The 25,240-nt window shown below is 70.0% G+C and carries 21 protein-coding genes; 11 read left to right on the top strand and 10 right to left on the bottom strand.

Annotated elements, in window-relative coordinates:
- Nucleotides 1-211 precede the first annotated feature (211 nt).
- Nucleotides 212-1,339, top strand: a complete 1,128-nt coding sequence (locus AL346_RS11955) for a PLP-dependent cysteine synthase family protein (RefSeq protein ID WP_019402230.1) — start codon at nucleotides 212-214, stop codon at nucleotides 1,337-1,339.
- A gap of 124 nt (nucleotides 1,340-1,463) precedes the next feature.
- Here AL346_RS11955 and AL346_RS11950 read toward each other — a convergent pair whose 3' ends face one another.
- The 5 genes from AL346_RS11950 to pabB form a co-directional block, all read right to left on the bottom strand.
- Nucleotides 1,464-3,707: a heavy metal translocating P-type ATPase gene (locus AL346_RS11950; RefSeq protein WP_019402231.1), complete on the bottom strand. Its 2,244-nt coding sequence runs from the start codon at nucleotides 3,705-3,707 to the stop codon at nucleotides 1,464-1,466.
- Nucleotides 3,708-3,824: 117 nt separating this feature from the next.
- Entirely contained in the window at nucleotides 3,825-4,613 is a 789-nt protein-coding gene (locus AL346_RS11945) for a DUF2189 domain-containing protein (RefSeq protein WP_019402232.1), read from the bottom strand.
- A gap of 118 nt (nucleotides 4,614-4,731) precedes the next feature.
- Nucleotides 4,732-5,601 (bottom strand): aminotransferase class IV, encoded by an 870-nt coding sequence (locus tag AL346_RS11940; RefSeq protein ID WP_019402233.1) that lies wholly within the window; start codon nucleotides 5,599-5,601, stop codon nucleotides 4,732-4,734.
- Entirely contained in the window at nucleotides 5,589-6,194 is a 606-nt protein-coding gene (locus tag AL346_RS11935; protein WP_019402234.1) for an aminodeoxychorismate/anthranilate synthase component II, read from the bottom strand. The genes AL346_RS11940 and AL346_RS11935 overlap by 13 nt, the downstream gene beginning before the upstream one ends.
- A gap of 3 nt (nucleotides 6,195-6,197) precedes the next feature.
- Nucleotides 6,198-7,595, bottom strand: coding sequence for an aminodeoxychorismate synthase component I (gene pabB, locus AL346_RS11930; RefSeq protein WP_019402235.1), 1,398 nt, complete (start codon nucleotides 7,593-7,595; stop codon nucleotides 6,198-6,200).
- A gap of 547 nt (nucleotides 7,596-8,142) precedes the next feature.
- On the opposite strand from pabB, the gene AL346_RS11925 reads away from it, so the two are divergent.
- The 6 genes from AL346_RS11925 to AL346_RS11900 all read left to right on the top strand — a co-directional run bounded on the left by AL346_RS11925 (nucleotide 8,143) and on the right by AL346_RS11900 (nucleotide 16,051).
- Entirely contained in the window at nucleotides 8,143-9,846 is a 1,704-nt protein-coding gene (locus AL346_RS11925; RefSeq protein WP_019402236.1) for an NAD(P)H-dependent oxidoreductase subunit E, read from the top strand.
- Complete coding sequence (fdhF, locus tag AL346_RS11920) at nucleotides 9,843-12,863, top strand: formate dehydrogenase subunit alpha (protein ID WP_053193698.1); 3,021 nt, start codon at nucleotides 9,843-9,845, stop codon at nucleotides 12,861-12,863. Before AL346_RS11925 ends, fdhF begins: the two co-directional genes overlap by 4 nt.
- 309 nt (nucleotides 12,864-13,172) lie before the next feature.
- Entirely contained in the window at nucleotides 13,173-13,649 is a 477-nt protein-coding gene (irrA, locus tag AL346_RS11915) for an iron response transcriptional regulator IrrA (protein ID WP_156332862.1), read from the top strand.
- A 74-nt stretch (nucleotides 13,650-13,723) separates the two neighbouring features.
- Complete coding sequence (locus AL346_RS11910) at nucleotides 13,724-14,638, top strand: LysR family transcriptional regulator (RefSeq protein ID WP_019401749.1); 915 nt, start codon at nucleotides 13,724-13,726, stop codon at nucleotides 14,636-14,638.
- A gap of 164 nt (nucleotides 14,639-14,802) precedes the next feature.
- Nucleotides 14,803-15,525: a haloacid dehalogenase type II gene (locus AL346_RS11905; RefSeq protein WP_019401750.1), complete on the top strand. Its 723-nt coding sequence runs from the start codon at nucleotides 14,803-14,805 to the stop codon at nucleotides 15,523-15,525.
- Nucleotides 15,526-15,556: 31 nt separating this feature from the next.
- Entirely contained in the window at nucleotides 15,557-16,051 is a 495-nt protein-coding gene (locus AL346_RS11900; protein ID WP_019401751.1) for an Lrp/AsnC family transcriptional regulator, read from the top strand.
- Nucleotides 16,052-16,079: 28 nt separating this feature from the next.
- On the opposite strand, the gene AL346_RS11895 is transcribed toward AL346_RS11900, so the two are convergent.
- The 5 genes from AL346_RS11895 to AL346_RS11875 form a co-directional block, all read right to left on the bottom strand.
- On the bottom strand, nucleotides 16,080-16,931 hold the full coding sequence (locus AL346_RS11895) for an amidohydrolase (protein ID WP_019401752.1): 852 nt from the start codon (nucleotides 16,929-16,931) through the stop codon (nucleotides 16,080-16,082).
- Between the two features lie 69 nt (nucleotides 16,932-17,000).
- Nucleotides 17,001-19,031 carry a BCCT family transporter gene (locus AL346_RS11890; RefSeq protein ID WP_053193695.1) on the bottom strand — a complete coding sequence of 677 codons (2,031 nt, stop codon included), beginning with the start codon at nucleotides 19,029-19,031 and terminating at the stop codon, nucleotides 17,001-17,003.
- Nucleotides 19,032-19,187: 156 nt separating this feature from the next.
- Nucleotides 19,188-19,937, bottom strand: coding sequence for a fumarylacetoacetate hydrolase family protein (locus AL346_RS11885; protein WP_053193692.1), 750 nt, complete (start codon nucleotides 19,935-19,937; stop codon nucleotides 19,188-19,190).
- A gap of 8 nt (nucleotides 19,938-19,945) precedes the next feature.
- Entirely contained in the window at nucleotides 19,946-20,704 is a 759-nt protein-coding gene (locus AL346_RS11880; RefSeq protein WP_019400078.1) for an SDR family NAD(P)-dependent oxidoreductase, read from the bottom strand.
- Nucleotides 20,701-21,402, bottom strand: a complete 702-nt coding sequence (locus AL346_RS11875; RefSeq protein WP_019400077.1) for a hypothetical protein — start codon at nucleotides 21,400-21,402, stop codon at nucleotides 20,701-20,703. The genes AL346_RS11880 and AL346_RS11875 overlap by 4 nt, the downstream gene beginning before the upstream one ends.
- 173 nt (nucleotides 21,403-21,575) lie before the next feature.
- Here AL346_RS11875 and AL346_RS11870 point away from each other — a divergent pair, with 173 nt between their 5' ends.
- From AL346_RS11870 to AL346_RS11855, 4 genes are all read left to right on the top strand, one after another.
- Nucleotides 21,576-22,427: an IclR family transcriptional regulator gene (locus AL346_RS11870; RefSeq protein ID WP_019400076.1), complete on the top strand. Its 852-nt coding sequence runs from the start codon at nucleotides 21,576-21,578 to the stop codon at nucleotides 22,425-22,427.
- On the top strand, nucleotides 22,424-23,245 hold the full coding sequence (locus AL346_RS11865; protein WP_019400075.1) for an ABC transporter permease: 822 nt from the start codon (nucleotides 22,424-22,426) through the stop codon (nucleotides 23,243-23,245). Before AL346_RS11870 ends, AL346_RS11865 begins: the two co-directional genes overlap by 4 nt.
- Before the next feature lie 98 nt (nucleotides 23,246-23,343).
- On the top strand, nucleotides 23,344-24,342 hold the full coding sequence (locus AL346_RS11860) for an ABC transporter substrate-binding protein (protein WP_019400074.1): 999 nt from the start codon (nucleotides 23,344-23,346) through the stop codon (nucleotides 24,340-24,342).
- Nucleotides 24,343-24,371: 29 nt separating this feature from the next.
- Nucleotides 24,372-25,169, top strand: coding sequence for an ABC transporter ATP-binding protein (locus tag AL346_RS11855; RefSeq protein WP_019400073.1), 798 nt, complete (start codon nucleotides 24,372-24,374; stop codon nucleotides 25,167-25,169).
- Nucleotides 25,170-25,240: the final 71 nt, after the last annotated feature.

Here is a 25,240-nt window from a genome sequence, read left to right as displayed (position 1 = left end):
AAGCGCCACAACGGGCGCAGCCTTCAGCCGCCGCCGGTCGGATTCGACGCATCCGGCCGGCGGTTTTTTATCGATCGTGGCGTATGATGCACTGCAGAAGCGCAAGGATGACCCGCCGCAGCGCTCCGGGTGAGAATGCCATTCCCCCGAGCGGGGCGGACGGGCGCCACAAAGCAATCCCTTTGCGCGGGCCGGCAACTAGTCTTGCCGCATGAGAATCCATCCTGCCGACGATCTCCCGTCCGCCCCCGCGGCGGGCATCTGCAGCCGCGCCTGGCTCAACGAGGCGATTGCCCGCATCGAGGCGGATTTCAACCGCTCGGCCGACACGCATCTGGTGCGGCTCGACCTGCCCAGGGCACCGGGCATCACGCTCTATCTCAAGGATGAATCGAGCCATCCCACCGGCAGCCTCAAGCACCGGCTCGCCCGCTCGCTCATCCTCTACGGCCTGTGCAACGGCCGCATCGGCCCCGCGACGACGCTGGTCGAGGCCTCGAGCGGCTCGACCGCGGTGTCGGAAGCCTATTTCGCCCGGCTGCTCGGCCTGCGCTTCATCGCCGTGATGCCGCGCTCGACCTCCCCGGAGAAGGTGGCGGCCATCGCCCTCCACGGTGGCGAAAGCCATTTCGTCGACGACCCGAAGGCCGTCTACGAGACGGCCCGCCGCCTCGCAGACGAAACCGGCGGCCACTATCTCGACCAGTTCACCTATGCGGAGCGGGCGACGGACTGGCGCGGCAACAACAACATCGCCGAATCCATCTTCACGCAGATGCGCCTCGAGCCCGCGCCCATCCCGGCCTGGCTCGTCTGCGGCGCCGGCACCGGCGGCACCTCGGCGACGCTCGGGCGCTACATCCGCTACCAGAAGCACGCGACGCGCCTGTGCGTGGCCGATCCCGAGGGCTCCATCTTCCACCGCCATTATGCCGACCGCAGCCTCAGGGAGCTCGAGCGCTGCGACTGCATCATCGAGGGCATCGGCCGGCCGCGCGCCGAGCCGTCCTTCGTGCCCGAGGTGGTGGACCGGATGATCGCCGTGCCGGATGCGGCCAGCATCGCGGCCATGCAGGTGACGAGCGAGCTCCTCGGCCGGCGCGTCGGCGGGTCCACCGGCACCAACATGTGGGCCGTCGCCACCATCGTCAGCGAAATGATGACCGCCGGCCGCAGCGGCTCCGTCGTCACGTTGCTGTGCGACGCGGGCGAGCGCTACAGCTCCACCTACTACGACCCGGCCTGGCTCGCCGAGCGCCGGATCGACACCGCCCCCTGGCGCGAGAAGATGCTGCGCTTCCTCGACGGCTGCGGCCTCGCGCTGACGCAGCCCTGCTGACGGGCTCCCCTACCCCTGTGGGGGGTGAGGGTCGTGACGCAGGCGCACTGCGGCCCGCCAAGCTGCCCCCTCCCTGCCCTCCCCCGCAAGGGGGGGAGGGAAAGGGCGGCGTACCTTCTCGGCGTCACGCCCTCCGGAAGAACGCAAGTAGCCTCAGGGCATTCAGCGTGACGAGCACGGTCGCGCCGGTATCGGCCAGGATGGCCATCCACAGCCCCGTCGCGCCGAAAACCGTGGTGACGAGGAAGAGCGCCTTGAGCCCGAGGGCGACGGCGATGTTCTGGCGCACATTGGCCATGGTGGCGCGCGCGAGGCGCAGCAGCACCGGCACGTCGCGCACCCGGTCGTGCAGCAGGGCCGCATCGGCGGCTTCGAGCGCCACATCGGTGCCGCCGCCCATGGCGATGCCGACATGGGCCCGCGCCAGGGCCGGCGCATCGTTGATGCCGTCGCCGACCATGGCGATGCGCCGCCGGGCGGCGATCTCGCCGATGGCCGCGGCCTTGTCCGCCGGCAGCATGCCGCCCCTTGCCTCGACACCCAGCGCGCCGGCGATGGCTGCCGCCGTGCGCGGATTGTCGCCGCTCAGCATCAGGCTGCCGACGCCGAGCGCGCCGAGCTCCGCGACTGCCTCGGCCGCATCGGCCCGCGGCTCGTCGCGCAGGGCGAGCAGCCCGGCCGCCTCGGCGCCGATGACGATGACGACGACCGTCTTGCCCTCGGCTTCCAGCCGCGTGATCGACGCGCGCAAGGCGTCGTCGAGCGACGCCCTTTCGGCGGCGAAGGGCGGCGCGCCGATGAAGACGCGTGTGCCGTCGACCGTTCCTTCCATGCCCTTGCCGGGCAGGGCGCGCACATCCGAGGCCGGCGGCGGCTGGACGCCGTCCTTGCCGGCGCGTGCCGCGACCGCTGCAGCGAGCGGATGGCTGGAGTGGCTCTCGACCGCCGCGGCGAGGGCGAGGAGGCCGGCGGCGTCGCGGCTGGCGAGGGGCACGATGTCGGTGACGACCGGCCGGCCGACGGTCAGCGTGCCCGTCTTGTCGAAGGCCACGGTCTCGATGCCCGCCAGCCGCTCGATGACGGCGCCGCCCTTGACGAGCAGGCCGTTGCGCGCTGCTGAAGACAAGGACGAGGCCATGGCCGCGGGCACCGAAATGACGAGCGCGCAGGGGCAGCCGATGAGCAGCAGCGTCAGGCCGCGGTAGATCCACGTCATCCAGTCCCCGCCGGCGACGAGCGGCGGCGCAACGGCCACCGCGGCAGCGAGCGCGACGATGAGCGGCATGTACCACCGCGCGAAATCGTCGATGAAGCGGGCGGTGGGCGCCTTGGCGTCCTGCGCCTCCTCGACGAGGCGCACGATGCGCGCGATGAGGTTGTCGGCGGCGCCCGCCTCCACCGTCACGCGCAGCGCCGCCTCGGCGTTGATGGCACCGGCGAAGACCTTGTCCCCCGGTCCCTTGGCGACCGGCACGGATTCGCCCGTGATCGGCGCCTCGTCGAGGCTCGAGCGCCCCTCGATGACGACGCCGTCGGCGGGCACCCTGTCGCCGGGCCGCACCACGACGACATCGCCGATGGCGAGGGCTTCGGCCGGGACGCCTTCGAGCCGGCCACCAGTCTCGCGCAGGGCCGTCTGCGGGACGAGGGCGGCAAGGGCGCGGATGCCGGAGCGGGCCTTCTCGGCCGCCACGCCCTCCAGCACCTCGCCGACGGAGAAGAGGAAGACGACGATGGCCGCCTCCTCCACCGCGCCGATGACGAGCGCGCCGATGACGGCAACCGTCATCAGCATGTCGATGGTCATCGGCGCGCCGGCCACGGCCTTGCGCAGCGCGGCCCGGGCGATGGGCGCGGCGGCGACGAGGCTCGCCACGATGAAGGCGGCATCGGCGAGGCGCGCATCGGCCAGGCTGACGCCGTAGGCGACGACGAGGAGAAGCCCGGCCGCAATGGCGATGCGACCCTTGCCGGTCGCCCACCAGGACGGTGACGCGGCCCGGCGGGGCTCGGCCGGCGTCGCTGCGCCCGGCGTCGCCGGTGACGCGAGGCGCGCGGCGCGATAGCCGAGGCGGCCAAGCAGCGCTTCGATCTCGCCGGTGCTCGTGCCGTTGCCCAGGTCCAGCGAGACGGTCTCGCGGGCGAGCGAAACGGAAACGCCCGAGACGCCCGGCAGCCGCGACAGCGCCTTGTCGATGGTCGCGACGCAGCTCGCGCAGTCCATCCCCTCGACGCGCCAGGTGAAGGCCGCCGGCGAGGCCCCGCCGAAGGGGGCCCCGTGGTCGTGCTCGCCATGAGCGTGGTGATGGCCGCAGCAGCCGCCTGCTTCTTGCGGAAGATGCGCAGTGGAATGGGTGCCGGTGTGCATGAACCTGCCCGTCCGTTTCTGGTCAGGCAGGCACCATAATTCCTGTAGCGACTACAGGGTCAAACGGCATCCGGCGCTTTTCGATCGCAGGGCGCGCATGGCCGCCCTGCGGTCCGCTCAGACCACCAGCTTGCGGTAGAGATGCCACGTGGCGTGGCCCAGCACCGGCAGGACGACGGCGAGGCCGACGAAGGCCGGCAGCGCACCGGCTACAAGGCTGAGGGCGACGACGAGACCCCAGACGAGGATGGGGATCGGGTTGACGAGCGCCGCCTTGATCGAGGTCGCCACCGCCACGGCCGCGCCCACGTCCCGGTCGACCAGCATGGGGAAGGAGACGGCGCTGAGGAGCAGCACGACGAGGGCGAAGCCGAGCCCGACGATATTGCCGATCACGATGAGGCGCAGCCCCTCGGGCGTGCCGAGGATGGTGGCGAAGAACTCGTTCATGGGCTTTGGCGCATCGATGCCGAAGATCGACTGGTAGATGGCATGGGCGGTGGCGACCCAGACGAAGAAGATCGCCATCAGCGCCACTGCCAGCGCGCCGATTGCCCAGATGGAGGGCGAGCGCAGCACGTCGAAGGCGTGCTTCCACGAGGTGTCGAGGCCCTGCTCGCGCCGCTTGCTCATCTCATAGAGGCCGATGGCGGCGAAGGGACCGATCAGCGCGAAGCCGGTGATGAGCGGATAGACCAGCGGCATCAGGTTGTTGTCGTAGGTCGCCCGCCCGAGCAGCAGCCCCATCACGGGATAGATGATGATGAGGAAAGGCAGGTGGCTCGGCATTTCCCGGAAGTCCTCGAGCCCACGTGCGAGCGCCTGCCAGAGGTCACCGACCGTGATCTTGCGAACCGCGGGAACGTGGACGTCGTCGTTGGGCCCGGAAATGACATGGAAGACCATGGCTCTGCCTCCGCAAACCGTGGCGGTCGCGAGGCCCGAGATGGCGCTGCCCCCTTCTGCGCTGGTCACGTCGAGCTGCGACCTGCTGACGCAGCATAATCCCTTGCGGGCCTCCGTGTCATCCCACGGCGGAACCGGCTGCGAAGGGATCGCGGCCGCAGGCTGCGGAGATGGCCTCGCGGACCAGCCCGCGCAGGGCCGCCGCCGTCTTTTCCGCGCGGCGTGGCAGGGGGCGCCCATCGAGTGCCGCCACCGCCATGACGAGGCGCAGGCTGTTGGTGGCGAGAACGGCATCGGCCTCGAAGAGGTCCTCCGGCGCGAGCGGGGCTTCGCGCGCTGCAAGTCCCGCCTTCGCCGCCTGCGCGAGGAGGAAGGCCCGCAGCGTGCCGGGCAGCACGCCGTCACGGACGGGCGGGGTCAGGAGCCCGCTTCCCTGGATGATGAAGAGATTGGCCATGCTCGTCGCGGCCACGCGCGCCCCCGTGTTGAGGACAAGGGCATCGTCGGCGCCCCGGGCCGCGGCCTCCTCCAGCGCCAGCACGTTGTCGAGATAGGCGAGCGTCTTCATCCGCGACAGCGGCGAGGTCTCGTTGCGGCGGATGCCGACGGTGGCGAGCGCGATCTCGGTGAAGGCCATCGACGGCTGCCACGGCGCCATGGTGACGAGGAGGTTCGGCGCCGCATCGGCGGGAATGCGCAGCCCGCGGGCACCGGGGCCGCGCGTCACGGCAAGGCGCAGCGCACAATCGCCGGCGGCGGCTTCGGCCAGCAGCATGGCAACCGCGCGGACAAACGCTTCGCGCTCCACTGGCAGGCGAAGCTCGGCCGCGGCAGAACAGAGCCGGTCGAGGTGCGCGTCGAGCATGAAGGGGCGGCCGGAGACGACGAGGATGGTCTCGAACAGGCCGTCGCCAAGCGTCAGGCCGCGGTCGCGCAGGTCGAGCGCGGCCGTGGTGCCTTCATGGATCTCGCCGTTCAGGACGAACATATGCCCTCCCCGTTGGCGGCGAACCGCTCGGCGGCGGCGAGAAAATTGGCGAGCAGCGCCTTGCCCTGCGGCGTCAGCACGGATTCGGGATGGAACTGGATGCCGTAGGTCGGATGCGCGCGGTGCGCGAGCGCCATGATCTCGCCTTCGGGCGAGCGGGCCGTCACGCACAACGGCCCGGCTTCATCGTCGAGCGTGACGATCAGGGAATGGTAGCGCCCGACGGCGAGCGGCTGCGGCAGGCCGGCGAAGAGCCCCTCCCCTTCGTGCAGCGCCGGCGCCGCACGCCCGTGCATCGGCACCCGGGCGCGCACCACCTGCCCGCCGAAGACCTCGCCGATGCACTGGTGGCCGAGGCAGATGCCGAGGAGCGGCACCCGCCCGGAAAAGGTGCGCACGACCTCGCAGGAGACGCCGGCCTCCGTGGGCGTGCACGGCCCCGGCGAGAGGACGATCGCGGCGGGACGCATGGCGGCCAGCCCTTCGACATCCACCGCATCGTTGCGCACGACCGTCACCTCGCGGCCGAGCTCGCGCAGGTAGCGCGCGATGTTGAAGACGAAGGAATCGTAATTGTCGATGACGACGATCATGGCTCACGCCGCCTCGCCTGCTGCCAAACCGGCGAAGGCCTCGAAGATACGACGGGCCTTCACCATCGTCTCTTCATATTCCGCCGGCGGGTCGGAGAGCATGGTGATGCCGCCGCCCGCCTGCACCACGGCCCTGCCGCCGGCGAGCGTCACCGTGCGGATGGCGATGTTGAGGTCCATGTCGCCGGAAAAGCCGATGAAGCCGATGGCCCCGCAGAAGACGCCGCGGGCGTGGCGCTCGAGCTCGGCGATGATCTCCATGGCGCGGATCTTCGGCGCACCGGAGATGGACCCGCCCGGAAAGGTCGCGGCGATGAGATCGACGGCATCGCGCCCGGCCTCGAGCTCACCCGTCACCGTCGAGACGAGGTGATGCACGTTGGCATAGCTCTCCAGCGCACACAGCGCCGGCTCCAGCACGCTGCCCGGCCGGCAGACGCGCGAGAGGTCGTTGCGCAGAAGATCGACGATCATCAGGTTCTCGGCCCGGTCCTTCTCGGAAGCCGCGAGCGCCGCCGCGAGGGCCGCATCCTCCTGCGGATCGGCGCTGCGCGGGGCCGTGCCCTTGATCGGTCGGGTCTCGACGTGGCTCCCGTCGAGGCGCAGGAACCGCTCGGGCGACGACGAGGCGACCTTGACGTCGCCGTAGTCGAGCCAGGCGCCGAACGGCGCCGCATTGACCGAGCGCAGGCGCCGGTAGAAGGCCCAGCCGTCGAAGCCCGGCGGCAGGGGGGCCTCGAACCGCTGGGCGAGGCAGGCCTGGAAGATGTCGCCCGCCAGGATGTAGTCGATGGTGCGACGCACGAGCGCGAGATAGTCGTCACGCGGGAAGTCCGCGACCCAGGCATCGGAGGCGATTGCCGGATTGCCGCGCACCGGGGGCGCCGGCTGCCGCAGCCGGTCGAGAAACGCCTCCGCCCGCTGCCCGGCCCGCCGCTCACGCAAGGCGGGGTCGGTCTCGGGCCAGCCGGTGGAGACGAGGAAGGCGCGGGAGGCGGCGAGGTCGAAGGCAAGGACGGCGTCGTAGAAAGGCAGCACCGCCTCGGGCACCGCGCCGGCCCCGGCCGCCGGCGGGGGCAGCCTCTCGAAGGCGCGCGCGAGATCATAGGCGAGGAAGCCGGCCGCCCCGCCCTGGAAAGGCGGCAGGTCCGCCAGCCTGTCCTGCCGGAAGGCGGCAAGGCGCGCCTTCAGCGCCGGGACGAAAGGCTCGCCGAGCGGCTCCCCATCCCAGAAGCAGCGCCCGTCGCGCACCGAGAAGATGCCGAACGGATCGGCGGCCACATAGGCGTAACGGCCGAGGCCGCCGTCGCGGGCGCTGTCGAGGAAGGTCAGGTGCCCGAGCGGCGCGAGGCGCGCCGCCGCGTCCACAGGATCAAGGCCGTCGAGAACACGTATCTGCATGGGCCCTGCCCGACGTCCCCCAGCCTGGTTCCTGAGCCGGCATTTATGATCGCGCGCCGGCGGTCCGCAAGCCCCGGCTGTCGGAGAACGGGCGTGGATGCCTGCGACGAGCGCACGGCTGCCCGGTCGAGGTTCGACCGCTTGGCTTCAACGCGTCGATCTCGCGTGTGAAACGGGTGCCGCCACCATTGGGGGCGTGGACAGGACACACGGCGCTGACATGGTCTTCCGCCCGTCTCCGCCGCCATGCCCGCGCTTGTCGCGGGCATCCATGCCACCCACGCCTGCGCGCCGCCGGAAGGCGTGGATGGCCGCGACAAGCGCGGCCATGACGGGCGGGGAGGTTGTGGCCCCTTTCCGTTTTCATCCGCGCCAGCCGGACGGCCGTGTAGGCGCGGGCATGGCGGTGGGACCTGCACTCCCCCGGCAGCATCGGTCGCCGCTCCCGCAAGAAATCGTGATCTCGCCCCGGCGGCGTGCTACCAGTCTGGAATCGCACCAGAAAAGCGATCCGGCCTGCGACCCGGACGGCGGAGAGCGACAGGGAATGAGCGACGACGAAGCGGTGATGGCGAGGCCCCGCGGCAAGGGCCGGGCAAGTGTCGGCAAGGGCCGCCCGCTCGACGAGGCCGCGCTCGGCGAGGTGCGCGCCATCATCACGGAGACGCCGCTCCAGCGCGACCGACTGATCGAATATCTGCATCTCCTGCAGGACCGTTTCGGCGCGCTGCGCCCGCGCCACCTCCATGCGCTCGCCGCGGCCATGGGCCTCGCCCAGGCCGAGGTCTTCGAGGTCGCGAGCTTCTACCACCATTTCGATGTCATCGCCGACGATGCGCCGGACCTGCCGCCGGTCACCGTCCGCGTCTGCGACAGCGTCTCCTGCATGCTGGCCGGCGCCGAGGACCTCGTCGCGGCACTCGCCGACACGGTCGATCCGCAAGAAGTGCGCGTCGTGCGCGCGCCCTGCATCGGCCGCTGCGCCACGGCGCCTGCGGCGCAGGTGGGACAGCGGGCGGTCGATCACGCCACGGTCGCGACGGTCGCCGCGCTCGCGGCCGAAGGTGCGACCGACGCGAAGGTGCCGGAGTACGAGACGCTGAGCGCCTGTCTCGAGGCTGGCGGCTACCGCGCCTTCGTCTCCTGCCAGAGCGGGGCGAAAAGCCGCGAGGAGACGATCGCCGCGCTGTCGGACGCCGGCCTGCGCGGGCTCGGTGGCGCGGGCTTCTCGGCCGGGCGCAAATGGGCGGCCGTGGCGGCGCAGCCGGCTCCACGGCTCATGACGGTGAACGCCGACGAGGGCGAGCCCGGCACCTTCAAGGACCGCTGGTGGCTGGAGCGCACGCCGCACCGCATGCTGGAGGGCATGCTGATCGCCGCCTGGGCGGTGGGCGTGGAGCGCATCTACATCTACCTGCGCGACGAATATCCGGCGGTGCGCGAGATCCTGAAGCGCGAGATCGCGGCGCTCGAAGGCGCGGGGCTCGTCGCCCCCGGCTTCATCGTGCTGAGGCGCGGCGCCGGCGCCTACATCTGCGGCGAAGAATCGGCGATGATCGAGTCGATCGAAGGCAAGCGCGGCCTGCCGCGCCACCGGCCGCCCTATATCGCCGAGGTCGGCCTCTTCGGCCGCCCGACGCTCAACCACAATGTCGAGACGCTCGCCTGGATCCCCGACATCCTGTCGCGCGGCGCCGACTGGTTCACCGCCGAGGGTCGGCGCGGGCACAAGGGCCTGCGCTCCTTCTCCGTCTCCGGCCGCGTGCGCGAGCCGGGCGTCAAGGTCGCGCCGGCGGGCATCACGGCGCGCGAATTGATCGAGGAGTTCTGCGGCGGCATGGCCGAGGGGCACGATTTCGTCGCCTATCTGCCCGGCGGCGCCTCCGGCGGCATCCTGCCCGCCGCCCTCGCCGACGTGCCGCTCGACTTCGGCTCGCTCGACCCGCACGGCGCCTTCGTCGGCAGCCATGCCGTCGTCGTGCTCTCCGACAGGGACGACCTCAGGGCCGTCGCGCTCAACCTCATGCGCTTCTTCCGTGCCGAGAGCTGCGGCCAGTGCACGCCCTGTCGCGCCGGCGCCGACAAGATGGTGCGCCTCATCGAAGCCGGCGAGTGGGATCGCGACCTGATGGAGGACCTCTCCGCCGCGATGCGTGACGCTTCCATCTGCGGCCTCGGCCAGGCGGCGCCCAATCCGGTGCGCTCGATCCTCGCCTTCTTCAACGGCACGGCGGCGGGAGCGGCACGATGAGCGAGACGAAGGCCCCCATCCGCTTCACGCTCGACGGGCGCGAGATCACGGCCCTGCCCGGCGAAACCGTGTGGCAGGCGGCAAGGCGCGCCGGCACCGACATTCCCCACCTCTGCCACCTGCCCGAGCCGGGCTACCGGCCGGACGGCAACTGCCGCGCCTGCATGGTGGAGATCGAGGGCGAGCGCGTGCTCGCCGCCTCCTGCATCCGCAAGCCGACGCCGGGCATGGTGGTGCACTCGGCCTCACACCGGGCCGAGAAGGCTCGCGCGATGGTCTTCGAGCTGCTCCTCGCCGACCTGCCGGCGCGCGAGGCGGCGCCCGATCCGGATGCCCCGTTCTGGCAATGGGCCGAGCGCATCGGCGTCACGGCGAGCCGCTTCGCGAACGGGCGCGCGGTCTCCCCCGTCCAAGTTGCCGAGATCGTAGCCCACGAGAACAGCGGCGCCGATCCCTCCCCTCCAGGGGAGGGTGGATCGGTCCGAAGGACCGAGACGGGTGGGGTCGAGGCCGGGAACGGCAGTTCCGGCGCCAACCGCATACCCCCTCCGTCGCCGCATCCGCGGCGCCACCTCCCCCATGCGGGGGAGGATCAGGCCCTTCCGCTGCGGGCGGGGGACGGCTCGGCGCTGCCCAACCACGCCCTTCTCGCCCAGCCCCTGCACGATGCGAGCCACGCGGCCATCGCCGTCAATCTGGATGCCTGCATCGCCTGCGGCCTGTGCGCGCGGGCCTGCCGCGAGGTGCAGGTCAACGACGTCATCGGCATGGCCTTCCGCGGGCTCGACACGCGCCCGGTCTTCGATATCGCCCAGCCGATGGGCGGCTCCACCTGCGTCGCCTGCGGGGAATGCGTGCAGGCTTGCCCGACGGGCGCGCTCCTCGAGAAATCGCTGATGGACGCGGCGGCACAGCAGCGCACGGTGGTGGCGGACCGGCATGTCGACAGCGTCTGCCCGTGGTGCGGCGTCGGCTGCCTGACGCGCGTCGCCGTGAAGGACGACATGATCGTGCAGGTGGACGGGCGCAACGGCCCGGCCAACGAGAACCGCCTGTGCGTCAAGGGCCGCTTCGGCCACGACTACATCCGCCATCCGCACCGGCTCACGGTGCCGCTGGTGCGGCGCGAGGATGCACCGAAGCGCGGCGACATCGTCGTCGATCCCGCCAACCCGTGGGCGGTCTTCCGCGAGGCGACGTGGGAGGAGGCGCTCGACCGCGCGGCCGGCGGGCTGAAGCGCATTCTCGATGCGCACGGGCCCAGCGCCCTCGCCGGCTTCGGCTCGGCCAAGGGCTCCAACGAGGAGGCCTATCTCTTCCAGAAGCTGGTGCGGCAGGGCTTCGGCACCAACAATGTCGACCATTGCACGCGGCTGTGCCACGCCTCCTCCGTCGCGGCGCTGATGGAGGGCGTCGGTTCCGCCGCCGTCTCGGCGCCGTTCAATGCGGCGCTGGAGGCCGACTGCATCCTCGTCATCGGCGCGCGGCCGGCGCAGAACCACCCTGTCGCCGCCACCTATTTCAAGCAGGCGGCGAAGGGCGGGGCGACGCTGATCGTCGCCGACCCGCGCGGGCAGGACCTGATGCGCCATGCGACGCACGCCCTGCGCTTCAAGCCGGGCACCGATGTCGCCCTGCTCAACGCCATGCTCAACGTCATCGTCGACGAAAGGCTCTACGACGAGCAGTACATCCAGGGTCATGTGGACGGCTTCGCGGCGCTGAGGGAGAAGGTCGCCGCCTTCACGCCCGAGGCGATGGAGCCGGTCTGCGGCATCCCGGCCGAGACCATCCGCACCGTGGCGCGCACCTATGCGCGCGCCGAGCGCTCCATCATCTTCTGGGGCATGGGCGTGTCGCAGCACGTGCACGGCACCGACAATTCACGCTGCCTCATCGCGCTCGCCCTCATCACCGGCCAGATCGGGCGACCGGGCACGGGCCTCCATCCGCTGCGCGGGCAGAACAACGTGCAGGGTGCCTCCGACGCCGGGCTCATTCCCATGGTCTTGCCCGACTACCAGAGCGTGGCGGATGGCGACATCCGGGCCCGCTTCGAGGACCTGTGGAGCCGACCGCTCGATCCGGTGCGCGGGCTCACCGTCGTCGAGATCATCGACGCGATCCACGAGGGCAGCATCCGGGCCATGTACATCATGGGTGAGAACCCGGCGATGTCGGACCCGGACCAGATCCACGCGCGTGAAGCGCTGGCCAGGCTCGAGCACCTCGTGGTGCAGGACATCTTTCTCACGGAGACCGCCTGGCACGCCGACGTCGTGCTGCCGGCCTCCGCCCACGCCGAAAAGCTCGGCACCTACACCAATACCAACCGGCAGGTGCAGCTCGGCCGGCCGGCCGTGCCGCTGCCGGGCAAGGCGCGGCAGGACGTCGCGCTCATCATCGAGATCGCCAACCGCCTCGGCCTCGGCTGGACCTATGCCGATGTCGGCGAGGTCTACGAAGAGATGCGCTCGGTGATGCCGTCGCTCGCCCATATCTCGTGGGAGCGCGTCGAGCGCGAAGGCTCGGTGACCTATCCGGCGCCGGCCGACGATGCGCCGGGGACGGAGATCCTCTTCGCGCAGGGCTATCCGACGAAGGACGGGCGGGCGCGGCTGGTACCGGCGGACCTGTCCCCGCCCGACGAACTTCCGGATGCCGAGTTCCCCCTCGTACTGACGACGGGGCGGCTCCTCGAGCACTGGCACACCGGCTCCATGTCCCGCCGCTCGAGCGTGCTCGACGCCATCGAGCCGGAGGCGATGGTCGCCATGCATCCAGGCGAGATCGGCCGACGCGGCCTCGCAGCCGGCGAGATGGTGCGCGTCGAGACCCGGCGCGGCACGATCACCCTGCGCCTGATGGCCGACCGGCAGGTCGCGGAAGGCATGATCTTCATTCCCTTCTGCTACGGCGAAGCACCGGCGAACGTGCTCACCAACCCGCAGCTCGACCCCTTCGGCAAGATTCCCGAGTTCAAGTTCTGCGCCGCGCGCATCACGCCTGCAGGCTGATGACATGCGTCACCTGCGGCTGCGGCATGGCGCCGCCGGCAGGCTCGAACCTGCCGGCGACAATCTCGTTGTTATTGCAGGGACAAGGCCCCTCTATTTAATTTAGAATGATTAAAAACTTAAATGACTATGCCAAAGCGCCCGATATTCGGCGTTTGACTTGGCGAAACATGTTCTAGTATGGAGCTTCCATCGGCCGATATCGGCGAAATTGAGTGTTTCCGGAATTGCATCGGAGGTAGCGTCATGGCGGATCAGCAGCGGATGTTCGGTGATCGCGGCGCGGCCGGCGACATCAACCTGCGCGCCATGCTCGACCGCGCCCCGCGTTCGCCCATGGCGGGCTGCGCCTTCCACGACATGCGCGAGCGCCTGCGCAAGGTCGGCCTGCGGCCCACGCGCCAGCGCCTGATGCTCGGCTGGCTGCTCTTCGCCAAGGGCCACCGCCACGTCTCCGCCGAGATGCTCTACGAGGAGGCGACCCGCGCCAAGGCGGCCGTGTCGCTCGCCACGGTCTACAACACGCTGCACCAGTTCACGGAAGCGGGGCTCCTCAAGCAGCTCGCCCTGGACGGCACCAAGAGCTATTTCGACACCAACGTCACCGATCATCACCATTACTTCATCGAGGACGAGCAGGTGCTGGTCGACATCCCGCCCGGCGAGCTCGACGTGCGGGTGGTGCCGAACGTGCCCGCGCATTTCGAGCTGCGCGACGTCGAGGTGATCGTGCGCGTGCGCCGGCGCGACCGCCTGGCCCTGGCGCGCACCAGCGGCGAAGCCTGAGCGCGATTGACGCCTCCCGCGTGATGGATTGAACTGCAAGGCATCTTGCGAAGAGATGCCTTGGGTCAACCGTCATGAACAGCAGCGATCTCGCCTTCTTCCTCGCCGCGGCCCGGCATGGCGGCATCGGGCGCGCCGCGGCGGCGCTCAACACGGTCCAGTCCAACGTCACGGCCCGCATCCGCGCCCTCGAGGCGGAGATCGGCGAGGCGCTGTTTACGCGGCACAGCCGCGGCGTGCGCCTGACACCGGCCGGAGAGCGCCTCATGCCCTATGCCCTGCGCGTCGGCCAGCTGCTCGCGGAAGCGCGCGAGGCGGTGCGCGACGACGGCGCCGACCCTTCCGGCGCGCTGCGCATCGGCTCGCTGGAGACCACGGCGGCGCTGCGCCTCCCGTCCGTCCTTGCCGCCTTCGCCCGCGCCTGCCCGCGGGTCGACCTGCATGTGGAGACCGGGACCAGCGAGGCCCTGATCGGCAAGGTGCTCGACGGCGACCTCGCCGCCGCCTTCGTCGTCGGGCCGGCGGCCCATGCGGCGCTCGTGGCGGAGCCGATGGTGGAGGAGGAACTCGTCCTCGTCACCGCCCCCTGGCAGGGCCCGCCCCGCTGGCTGTCGCCCTCTCCCGACGCCACGCCAGCGGCCGAACAGGCAAAGCTCATCGTCTTTCGCACCGGCTGCAGCTATCGACGGCGCTTCGAGGCGCTCATCGCCACGGCCGGCGTCGTCGAGGTCCGCCATCTCGAGTTCGGCACGCTCGACGGCATCATCGGCTGCGTCGCGGCCGGGGTCGGCATCAGCCTGCTGCCCCGCGCCGTGGTGGAGCCGGCCCGCGCCGCGGGGCGGATTGCGACGCACGCCCTGCCCGCCGGCAGCGCCCGCGCCGTGACCGTGCTGGTGCGGCGGCGCGACGCCCATATGCCCGCCGCGCTCGTGCGCCTCGCCGACTGCGCGCGAAGCGCCATGTCCCCGGCCAGCCGCGATGCGGCGTGAGCGGGCAATGGACCACGCAGCAGTTGATGCCAATTCGGGCCGAGCTTCAGCACATCCTGCCGGAGAGGTGGCATAGCCGCGGAGGGCATGCGCCGGCCCACGCCTCTAACCTTCGTCAATCGTCAACCGGAGCTCGCACCGGCGGGCAGAAAGCGGAGTGCCCCATGAAACTGACCGACTTCAAGGTGCTGACCTTCGACTGCTACGGCACGCTGATCGACTGGGAGAGCGGCATCCACACGGCGCTGCAGCCACTCGTCGAGAAGGGCGGGCGCGCCCGCGCACGCGACGAGGTGCTGGAGACCTTCGCGCGGCACGAGAGCAGCCAGCAGGCCGAGACGCCCGACATGCTCTATTCCGACCTTCTCACCCGCGTGCATCGGCGGATCGCGGACGAATGGGGCATCGCTGCGAGCGCCGAGGATGACCGGCGGTTCGGCCTTTCCGTCGGCGACTGGCCGGCCTTCCCGGATTCGGCCTCGGCCCTCCAGTACCTGCAGAAGTTCTACAAGCTCGTCATCCTCTCCAACGTCGATCACGCCAGCTTCGCGCGCAGCAACGAGAAGCTCGGCGTCACCTTCGACGCCGTCTATACGGCTGAGGACATCGGCTCCTACAAGCCGAACCCGCGCAACTTCGCCTATATGCTGGAACAGCTCGCCGGCCTCGGCTACGGCAAGGCGGACATCCTGCACACGGCCCAGAGCCTCTTCCACGACCATGTGCCGGCCAAGACCGTCGGCCTCGCCTCGGCCTGGATCGACCGGCGGCGCAACGAGGGCGGCTGGGGCGCGACGATGCCGCCGGACGGCGACGCCCGCTACGATTTCCATTTCGCCAGCATGGCCGAGATGGCAAAGGCCCATCAGGACGCCCTGCGCGGCTGAGCCCCGCGCTTTTCCCGGAGACCACGAGCCGATGACCGGCGCCCCGAAGCTCGACCGCATCGACCTCAACATCCTCGTTGAGCTGCAGAAGAACGGACGCATGACCAATGTCGCGCTGGCCGAGGCGGTCGGGCTGTCGCCGAGCCCGTGCCTGCAGCGGGTGAAGCGGCTCGAGGCGGCACGCTACATCGCCGCCTACGGCGCCACGATCAATCTCGCCAAGCTCGGCCAGACGGTCATGGTCTTCACGGAGATGACGCTGCACGACCACCGGCGGGAGGATTTCGTGCGCTTCGAATCCTTCATCCGCACGGTCGACGAGGTGATGGAATGTCACCTCGTCAGCGGCGGCTACGACTATCTCGTCCGGTTCATCACCCGCGGCGTGCTGCACTACCAGGAGGTGATGGACCGGATCATCGAGCGCAACGTCGGCATCGCCAACTACTTCAGCTACATCGTGCTGAAGTCGCCCTTCGTGCGCACGGAATATCCCCTCACCACCCTCTTCCGCGAGGAGGACTGACGGCAGCAGGGACGGCTCCCCGCCCGTCTCATCCCGCCAGCTGGTAGACCTGCGCGGCATTGCCGCCGAAGACCCGCGACCGTCCGTACTCGCCGAGCGGCGCGAGCAGCTCCTCGGCGGTGAGCACCACGCGCGCGTAATCGGCGGCGAGCAGGCAGACCGGCCAGTCGGAGCCGAAGATGAGGCGCTCGGAGCCGAAGAGGGCGATGGCGCGCGCGACATAGGGCGCCAGGTCCTGCGGCGTCCAGCGGTCCCAATCCGCCTCCGTCACGAGGCCGGAGACCTTGCACCAGACGTTGGGGCGCGCCGCCAGTTCGGCCATCAGCGCGCTCCAGGGCTCCATCGCGCCCTCGGCGATGCGCGGCTTGGCCATGTGGTCGAGCACGAAGCGCACGTTCGGGTTGGCGTCCACGCAGCGGAGCGCGGCGGGCAGTTCGCGCTCGCGCACCAGAAGGTCATAGGCGAGACCCTCGTGGCCGACCGCGGCGATGCCCGCGATCACATCCGGCCGGGCGAGCCAGTCCGCGTCGTCCTCGTCGTGCGCCTGGTGGCGGATGCCCTTGAGAAAGGCGCCGCCCGGAGCCCGGCGCAGCTGCCCGACGGCGCCCGCGACGTCCGGCCCCGTCAGGTCGACCCAGCCGACGACGCCGGCGATGAAGGCGTTGTCCTGCGCCTGGGCGAGGAACCTGCGCGTCTCCTCCATGTCGGAGCGCGTCTGGACGAGGACCGTCCGCGTGATGCCGGCGGCGGCGATGAGCGGGGCCATGTCCTGCGGACCGAACGGCCGGCGGATGGGGGCGAGCGCGTCCGGCGCCATCCAGGGATAGTCCGCTTCCTGCGGATTCCAAAAGTGATGGTGGGCGTCGATGCGTCCGCTCATGGTCCTCTCGCTGGCTCCGGGGCTGGCGCTGCGGGGTTGTCGCACCGCGCCGGCCCGGGGGCAAGGCGGTTAGCCGGCGCCCCGCTGCTCGATCGTATGTTCGGGCGCCCCGGCGTAGAGCGCGGCCTTCTGCGACTGCACCTGGCGCTGGTAGCGCTCGAACTGGGCGAGCACGTCGATGATGACCTGCTCCCGCGTCATGCCCATGATGTCATAGCCGCGGCTGCCGTCACTGAAGAAAGTGCGGGCCTCGTGGCGCTCGTCCGCCTGCGCCGCGTCGAGGGCTGAAAAGACGGGAAGGCGCTGCGACATCCGGCTCACCCCGTAGACGAAGTCGCGCACGTCCTCGGCCGGCACGACAAGGCTCACGCAACCCTCCCCGTCGCGCTCGACCCGCGCCTCGAGGTCGCGCCCGCGCATCTCCTCGGCCACGGCCTCGAAGGCCGGCACCGCGACCGTCTCGACGAAAGTGGCGACCTCCGCGCGGCCCGGCACGTTGAGGAGAAGGCCGAGCCGCTTCTGCCACGAGAGGCCCGCCGCAGGATAGGAGGCCGCCGGACGCTGGTATGCGGCCCGCCGCGCGAGATCCGCGTTCATGCCGCGGAACAGGCCCCAGCAGAGGATGAGCATGATGACGGAGAAGGGCAGCGCGCTGGCGATGGTCGCCGTCTGCAACGCCGAAAGGCCGCCCGCCAGAAGGAGGACGATGGCGACGATGCCCTCCATGGCGCACCAGAAGACACGCTGGATGGCGGGCGTGTCGGTCGCGCCGCCGGCGGCGATCGTGTCGACGACAAGCGAGCCCGAATCCGAGGAGGTGACGAAGAAGACCGACACCAGCGCCACCGCGATGGTCGACGTCACCACGCTGAGCGGCAGATAGTCGAGGAACCGGAACAGGGCCACCGAGACGTCCGCGGCAACCGCATCGGCCAGCGCGCCGTTGGCCACCGTGGTGTCGATGATCATGGCCGAATTGCCGAAGACCGTGAGCCACAGGAAGGTGAAGCCCACCGGCACGAAGAGGACGGCGGTGACGAACTCGCGCACCGTGCGCCCGCGCGAGATGCGGGCGATGAACATGCCGACGAAGGGCGACCAGGAGATCCACCAGGCCCAGTAGAACAGCGTCCAGGCGTCGATCCACGGCCGCGGCTCATAGGCGTAGATGTTGAAGGTCTTGAGCAGGAAGCGGTCGAGATAGAGCCCGATGTTCTGCACGAAATCGCGCATCAGCTGGGCCGTGGGCCCGATGAAGAGCACGAAGAACATCAGGAGGACGGCGAGCGTGAGGTTGAGCTCGCTCAGCCGGCGCACGCCCCTGTCGAGCCCGGTGACGACCGACAGCGTGGCGACGGCGGTGATGCAGACGATGAGCACCACCTGCACCGTCTCGTTCACCGGCAGGCCGACGAGATAGCCGAGCCCGGCGTTGATCTGCAGCACGCCGAAGCCGAGCGACGTCGCGATGCCGAACACCGTGCCGGTGATGGCGAAGATGTCGACGATATGGCCGATGGGTCCCGTGATGCGCTCCTTGAGCAGGGGATAGAGGCCCGAGCGCAGGGTCAGCGGCAGGTTGTAGCGGTAGCTGAAATAGGCCAGCGACAGCCCGACGACGGCATAGATGGCCCAGGCGTGGATGCCCCAGTGGAAGAAGGTGATGAGCATCGCCTCGCGCTGGGCGGCAATGGTGCGCGGCTCGGCCTCCGGCGGCGCCGAGAAGTGCATCATCGGCTCGCCGACGGCGAAGAACATGAGGCCGATGCCCATGCCCGCCGCAAAGAGCATGGAGACCCAGGTCAGATAGGGGAAATCCGGCTCGGCCTCGTCGGGCCCCAGCTTGAGCATGCCGTACCGGCTGAAGCCCAGGATGAGGATGCAGGCGAGGAAGATGGCCACGGACAGGATGTAGAACCAGCCGAAGGTGCCGAGCACCGCGCTCTGCAGGAGCTTGAAGAAGGCTTCGGCGGCTGTCGGCGCCGCGGCACCGAGCACGACGAAGGCGAGAATGATGGCGGCGGCGCCGAAAAACACGGGTGGATTGATGTTGAATGTCGATGCGCGACCGTTTCCGGCCTGCGGCTCTTGTTCAGCCATGGCAATCCCCTCTCCTCCCGCGCGAGCAGTGCAAAGGCACTACACAACGTCAACGCGCATGCGTAGCCGCTGAACTATGCTACACGCGCACGTCATTTTTTGGGAGAAAAGCGGATACTTGTGCGTAACGGTGTAGAAACGACCCGACGCCTCGTGTCAGGCCGTCAGAACGAGGCGGCCGAGGCGTTCGATGCTCGCTTCGAGGGCGTAGGGGCGCGCGCAGTGGAGAAGGCCAACAAGGCTGCCGGTGGTGACGATCTGGCCTGCACGCAGCCCGCCCAGTGCGTCGCACTGGGCGTTCGCCCAGGCGAGCAGCGGCGCAAGGGGATCCCTCGCCGGATGACCACCGGTCGCGTCGTGGATGACGGTACCGTCGCGCGACACACGGCAGTGCAGGTCCGGTAGCCCGTCGAGCGATGCGAGCGGCACGGGCTCGCCCGCCACGAAGCCGCCGTTGCCGAGATTGTCGGCCAGGAAGGCCGGAAACGGCGCGGTCGCCCCCTCGGCGAGGCGGCTCGCAACGATCTCGATGCCGATGAGCACACCACCCACCGCCGAGATGACCTCGTCGCGCACATACCCTCCGGCCCGGGGCGGCAGGTCACGACAGAGCCGGAAGGCGATCTCGACCTCGATGGCATCGGGACCACTGCCGCCGGTCAGGCGGTGGCCCGGCGGGAGGAGCGGGCCGAGCAACGGCGCAGCCACGGGCGTGCCATCCGCGAGGGCCACCTTCCAGCCGGCAATCTCCGCACCCTGACGGTGGGCGACGAGCGCCTGCACGGCATAGCCCTCGGCCGCATCGCGCGGCAGGTCTTGTGCCACGCAGGCGGCGGGCACGGCGCGCCGGCGGGCATCGAGAAGCGCCTCGGCAAAGGTGGCGAGGCGTGGGATCTCCGGCGGCATCGGCGTCCTCAATAGGTGGCGCGGCCGCCGGAGATGTCGAAGACGCCGCCGGTGGAGAAGGAGCAATCGTCGGATGACAGCCACAGCACCAGCCGGGCGATCTCCTCGACGGCGACGAAGCGGTGCATCGGAATGCGGGCGAGGATCTCGGCCCGCCGTTCGCTCGTCAGCTCCTTCGCCATGCTGGTCTCGGCGGCGGCGGGCGTGATGCAGGTGACGCTGATCGCTTCCTCGGCCGTCTCCTTGGCGACGCTCTTCGTCAAGGCGATGAGCCCCGCCTTGGAGGCGCTGTAGGCGCCGGCGCGCGGCATGCCCTCCTTGCCCTGGATGGAGGCGACATTGACCACATGGCCGCGCATCGGCCGCGCGGCCTGGCCGCGCATCAGCGCGACCACCGCACGCATCACGAGATAGGCCCCGACGAGGTTGACCTCCAGGACGCGGCGGAAATCGTCTGGGTCCGTCTCCCACACCGGCTTCACCTCGCCGAGTATGCCGGCGTTGTTGACGAGGATGTCGATGCGGCCCCACTGCGCGTGGCACTGCCGCGCCGCCTCGTCCACCGCCCCGGCATCGGTGATGTCGACCACGCGGCGATCCGGCTTGCCGCCGAGCTCCGCCGCGGCCGCTGCGAGCGCCGCCGCGTCGCGATCCCACAGGCTGACGCGCGCGCCCGAGGCGATGAGGGCCGAGGCGACGGCCCGGCCGATGCCGCCGGCCCCGCCGGTGACGATGGCCGTGCGGCCGGCAAGGTCGTAACGGATCATGCGCCCTCTCCCGCGAGCGGACGCTGGCACACCGCCTGCAGCCGGTAGAGCCCGAGTTGCGGCGTCCCGACCACGCCAGGCGCGAGCAGCTGATTAAGAGTCAGCTGGTCCTGGCAGAAGGCGGCGAAGGGCGCCTCGTCGCCCCAGCCCTCGACCACCACGATCCAGCGCGGGATGCGGTTGGGCTCGGCGCGCGCCTTGCGCTCGGCATTCTCGACGGCGCTCGCCTCGGCATCGGCGACGAGCAGGTGCACACCGGCGATACCCGGCTGTGCGGCAAGGCCCGGCAGGAGCCGGTCGCGCATCGAGGCGAGATGGGCCTCGGCCGATGCATCCTCCACGTCATAGCGGACGGTGGCCGCGAGGCCGCCCTCGCCGCGGCCGAGGCTGACGGCAACGCGGCAGATGGAGCGGGCGACCGAGCGGAAGTGCTTCACCGCCTTCAGCGTCCACGGCGTCGGCGCGTTGAGGCGGGCCGCGTAGTCCGGGCCGGTCACGGTCGCGTGGTCGCGCGCCTCGTAGAGGTTGAAGAATTCAAGGTCGGCCGCGCTGGCGACGTAGCGGCGCCCGCGCAGGAAGCCCGGGATGGCGACGCGCTCGGGCATGTGCTCGATGCCGTGCCAGGCATAGAACTCCTCCCGCCCCTCGGGCGCGATGTCGTGCCAGATGGCGACTGCCCCCCGTCCAGCAAGGCCCATCGTCTCTTCCTCCCGTCGGCTCGCCCCCGCGCCATGGAGCGCTCGGCATGCCCGCCGCGCCGCGGATTGACTTGCCGCGCCGGCTGCCGCTATAGCTAGCAGACAACAAAACTGGAACGCAATTCCAAATTGGTTTATCGTTCCACCCAAAGGGAAACGGACCCGGGACCCGCATGACCGTCGCTGCCGTCGATCGCTGCCTCAGCCTCATCGAGGCTCTTGCCGGAGAGCCGGAGCCGATCGAGCTCGGCGTGCTCGCGGAGCGCATCGGCATGCCCAAGAGCGCGACGCACCGCATGCTGACCACCCTCGTGGAGCGGGGCTATGTCGCGCAGGATCCGGCAACGCAGGGCTACGGCCTGACGCTGCACCTCTCCATCCTCGCCTTCCGCAATCTCGATGCGCGTGGCCTGCCGGATGTCGGCCAGGTGGTGCTCGACCGGCTGGCGCGGCGCACAGGCGAATATTGCCGCCTGTCCGTCGTCGAGGGCGAGCGCCTCGTCTGGGTGGCGCGGGCGCAAGGCGCGACCGCCGGGCTGCGCTACGAGCCGGACATGGGCCAGGAGGTCGTGCTGCACACGACGGCGACCGGCAAGGCCTGGCTCGCCACCTTGCCCGAGAGCGAGGCGCTGCGCATCGTCTGCGCCCGCGGCTTCGAGACCGGAACGGCGCTCGGCCCGCGGCGCCTGAGAACCGTCGACGAATTGCGCCGCCATCTCGACGAGACACGGGGGCGCGGCTATGCGCTCGCCGTCGAGGAGGGCGAGCCCGGCACCGTGGCCCTCGCGGTCGCCTTCCGGGCGGACGAGGACCCGACGGCGCCGGCCGCCGGCACGCTTTCCGTCGCCGGCCCGCTCGTGCGCCTCGGCGCGGACCGGCACGAGGCGATCGCCGCCGCGCTCTTCGAGGCCGCGCGCGAGATGGCGCAGCTGTGGCCGCTGCGCAAGCGCCAGCCGCGCCGGCTGGCCGCCGTCGCGCCGGCCGACGAGCGCAACATCCCACCGCATCAGCTGAGGGCCGGATGATGGTCGCCGACACGCAACATGCCGCCCTGCCCGCCGCGCAAGGTCCCGGCCTTGCGGCGCGTGCCCGCGGCTGGCTCGCCGCCGCGGCCTGGCCGCTCGCGAGCTTCGCCGTCCTGCTCCTCCTCTGGGAGTGGGCAGTGCCGGTGCTGGAGATCCCGGAATACATCCTGCCGGTGCCGTCGGCCTTCCTCGCCAAGCTCGTCGAGGCGCATGCGCTCATCTTCGAGCACACGCTAGTGACGGCGAAGGAGATCCTCCTCGGCTTCCTGATGGCGACGGTGATCTCGATCCCGCTCGGCTTCCTCATCGTCTCGGTGCGGCTGCTCGAGAAGGCGGTCTATCCGATCATCGTCTTCTTCCAGCTGGTGCCGAAGATCGCCATCGCGCCGCTCTTCGTCGTCTGGTTCGGCTTCGGGTTGTTTCCGAAGGTGCTGCTCACCTTCCTGCTCTGTTTCTTCCCGACGCTGGTCGCCAGCATGAGCGGCTTCCGCGCCCTCGACGAGCGGGTGCTCTATCTCACGAAGTCCATGGGCGCGAGCGGCTGGCAGACCTTCCGCTACGTGCGCGTGCCGGCGGCGCTGAGCTACATCTTCTCCGGGCTCAAAGTGTCGATCGTCTTCGCGGCGACAGGGGCCATCGTCGGCGAATTCGTCGGCGCCAATGCCGGGCTCGGCTATCTCCTGCTGCGCGGCACGAGCTTCCTCGACATGCCGCTCATCTTTGCCTGCCTCGTCGCGCTCAGCGTCATCGGCATCCTCTTCAGCTACGCCGTCGAGATGCTGGAGGGCCTGCTGATGCCCTGGCAGCGCAAGGGCTGAGACGCGGGGCCGGGAGGCCCGCACACCAACCGCCCGCACGAGACGGGCGGGCACACAACACGATCGAACGGCAAGACCCGATCGAAGGGGAGGACAGGATGAAGAAGGCAATGCTGATCGCCGCAGCCGCCGCGCTGGCGCTGGGCATGGGGCAAACCGGGGCCGGGGCGCAGGAGAAGCTCACCCCGATGAAGCTGACGCTCAACTTCCTGGCGGCGGGGCCGAATGCCGGCTTCATGTATGCCAAGAAGCTCGGGCTCTACGAGAAGGCGGGCATCGATCTCACCATCGAGGAGGGCAAGGGCTCCGGCACCACGGCACAGCAGGTGGCGACGGGGCAGACCGACGTCGGCTTCGCCGACGCGCCGGCCGCCATGCAGCTGCGCACCAAGGGCGCGCCGGTGAAGATCGTCGCCCCCATCCTGCAGACCAACGGCTTCGCCATCATCTCGCTGAAGGAAATGGGCATCAACACGCCGCAGGACCTGATCGGCAAGACCCTCGCCGTCCAGCCCGGCACGGCGCAGACAACGCTGCTCGAGGCCATCCTCGCCGCCAACAACATCGACAAGACGAAGGTCAATATCGTCAACATCGATCCCGGCGCCTTCGTCGGCGCCGTGCTCGAGAAGAAGGTGGACGCCATCCTCGGCGGGGCCGACTACCAGTCCATCCAGATGCGCGACCGCGGCTTCGAGGTGACGGACCTCTTCTACCGCGACGTCGGCGTGCCCACCGTCGGCCTGTCGATCATCGCCCGCGACGACCGCATCGAGAAGGATGCCGACCTCTACAAGAGGTTCGTGGCCGCGAGCCTCGCCGGCTGGGCCGCGGCGCGCAAGAACCCGGACGAGGCGGCCGCGGCGGTGCTCGAGCAGTTCCCGTCGGTGACGAAGGAGCAGATCGGCAAGCAGTTCGACGTCGTCTTCAAGCTGATGTGCGCCCCCGGCGCCAAGCGCCTCGGCGAGGTGCCGGAAAAGAACTGGGAGACGACCTACACGCTGTTGACGACCTATCTCGGCCTGCCCAAGGACAAGCCGATCACCGACTACTACACCACGGCCCTCCTGCCGGCCGACGCCCCGGCCTGCGAGTGACGGTCCCGGACCCGCGGCAGGTGAAGACGATGAATGCCCCGATCGCCGACAGGACGAAAGCCGCCGACGCCGCCTCCATCGAGGGGAGGAACGTCGTCAAGACCTTCGGCGGCTTCACGGCCGTTGATGATGTCTCCTTCGCCATCGGCAAGGGGGAGTTCGTCAGCCTCATCGGCCCCTCCGGCTGCGGCAAGAGCACCCTGATGCTCATCGCAGCCGGGCTGCAGCCCCTGTCGACGGGCGCGATCGTCGTCAACGGCGTGCCCCTCGACAGGCCGCTGACGGACATCGGCATCGTCTTCCAGGACCACCTGCTGCTCGACTTCCGCACGGCGCTCGACAACGTGCTGCTGCAGGCCGAGATCCGCGGCCTGCCGATGGAGCCGGCGCGGGCGCGGGCGATGGAGCTGTTCGAGAAGCTCGGCATCGCCCATGCCGCGGACCGCTATCCCAAGCAGCTCTCCGGCGGCATGCGGCAGCGCGTGTCGATCGCCCGCGCGCTGATCCACGATCCTTCGGTGCTCATGATGGACGAGCCTTTCGGAGCGCTCGACGCCATCACCCGCACGCAGATCCGCCACGACCTCGAACTCTTGTGGATGGAGACGGGCAAGACCGTGCTCTTCATCACCCACAGCCTCGAGGAAGCCATCGGGCTGTCCGACCGGGTGCTCGTCATGTCGCCGTCGCCGGGCCGGATCGTCGACGAGATCAAGGTGGAGCTGCCACGCCCGCGCCCGGCGCATCTCGGCGACTATCCGAGCTTCAACATCTACGCCGACCGCATCCATGCCCTGTTCCGCCAGTTCGGCGTCATCAAATACTGACGGGCTCCCGCGCCGCACTGCAAGCGATGGCGCAGCGCCTGCCACCCGGTGTTTTAGCGGCCGTTAACCGT

Origin of the sequence: Chelatococcus sp. CO-6 (assembly GCF_001271345.1) — a bacterium.
Lineage (GTDB): Bacteria > Pseudomonadota > Alphaproteobacteria > Rhizobiales > Beijerinckiaceae > Chelatococcus_A > Chelatococcus_A caeni.
This window is presented reverse-complemented; position numbering and strand designations above follow the sequence as displayed.

Coding starts and splice junctions, on each gene's coding strand:
- AL346_RS11955 (WP_019402230.1), top strand. CDS start 212: ATGAGAATCCATCCTGCCGACGATCTCCCGTCCGCCCCCGCGGCGGGC.
- AL346_RS11950 (WP_019402231.1), bottom strand. CDS start 3,707: ATGCACACCGGCACCCATTCCACTGCGCATCTTCCGCAAGAAGCAGGC.
- AL346_RS11945 (WP_019402232.1), bottom strand. CDS start 4,613: ATGGTCTTCCATGTCATTTCCGGGCCCAACGACGACGTCCACGTTCCC.
- AL346_RS11940 (WP_019402233.1), bottom strand. CDS start 5,601: ATGTTCGTCCTGAACGGCGAGATCCATGAAGGCACCACGGCCGCGCTC.
- AL346_RS11935 (WP_019402234.1), bottom strand. CDS start 6,194: ATGATCGTCGTCATCGACAATTACGATTCCTTCGTCTTCAACATCGCG.
- pabB (WP_019402235.1), bottom strand. CDS start 7,595: ATGCAGATACGTGTTCTCGACGGCCTTGATCCTGTGGACGCGGCGGCG.
- AL346_RS11925 (WP_019402236.1), top strand. CDS start 8,143: ATGAGCGACGACGAAGCGGTGATGGCGAGGCCCCGCGGCAAGGGCCGG.
- fdhF (WP_053193698.1), top strand. CDS start 9,843: ATGAGCGAGACGAAGGCCCCCATCCGCTTCACGCTCGACGGGCGCGAG.
- irrA (WP_156332862.1), top strand. CDS start 13,173: ATGCTCGACCGCGCCCCGCGTTCGCCCATGGCGGGCTGCGCCTTCCAC.
- AL346_RS11910 (WP_019401749.1), top strand. CDS start 13,724: ATGAACAGCAGCGATCTCGCCTTCTTCCTCGCCGCGGCCCGGCATGGC.
- AL346_RS11905 (WP_019401750.1), top strand. CDS start 14,803: ATGAAACTGACCGACTTCAAGGTGCTGACCTTCGACTGCTACGGCACG.
- AL346_RS11900 (WP_019401751.1), top strand. CDS start 15,557: ATGACCGGCGCCCCGAAGCTCGACCGCATCGACCTCAACATCCTCGTT.
- AL346_RS11895 (WP_019401752.1), bottom strand. CDS start 16,931: ATGAGCGGACGCATCGACGCCCACCATCACTTTTGGAATCCGCAGGAA.
- AL346_RS11890 (WP_053193695.1), bottom strand. CDS start 19,031: ATGGCTGAACAAGAGCCGCAGGCCGGAAACGGTCGCGCATCGACATTC.
- AL346_RS11885 (WP_053193692.1), bottom strand. CDS start 19,937: ATGCCGCCGGAGATCCCACGCCTCGCCACCTTTGCCGAGGCGCTTCTC.
- AL346_RS11880 (WP_019400078.1), bottom strand. CDS start 20,704: ATGATCCGTTACGACCTTGCCGGCCGCACGGCCATCGTCACCGGCGGG.
- AL346_RS11875 (WP_019400077.1), bottom strand. CDS start 21,402: ATGGGCCTTGCTGGACGGGGGGCAGTCGCCATCTGGCACGACATCGCG.
- AL346_RS11870 (WP_019400076.1), top strand. CDS start 21,576: ATGACCGTCGCTGCCGTCGATCGCTGCCTCAGCCTCATCGAGGCTCTT.
- AL346_RS11865 (WP_019400075.1), top strand. CDS start 22,424: ATGATGGTCGCCGACACGCAACATGCCGCCCTGCCCGCCGCGCAAGGT.
- AL346_RS11860 (WP_019400074.1), top strand. CDS start 23,344: ATGAAGAAGGCAATGCTGATCGCCGCAGCCGCCGCGCTGGCGCTGGGC.
- AL346_RS11855 (WP_019400073.1), top strand. CDS start 24,372: ATGAATGCCCCGATCGCCGACAGGACGAAAGCCGCCGACGCCGCCTCC.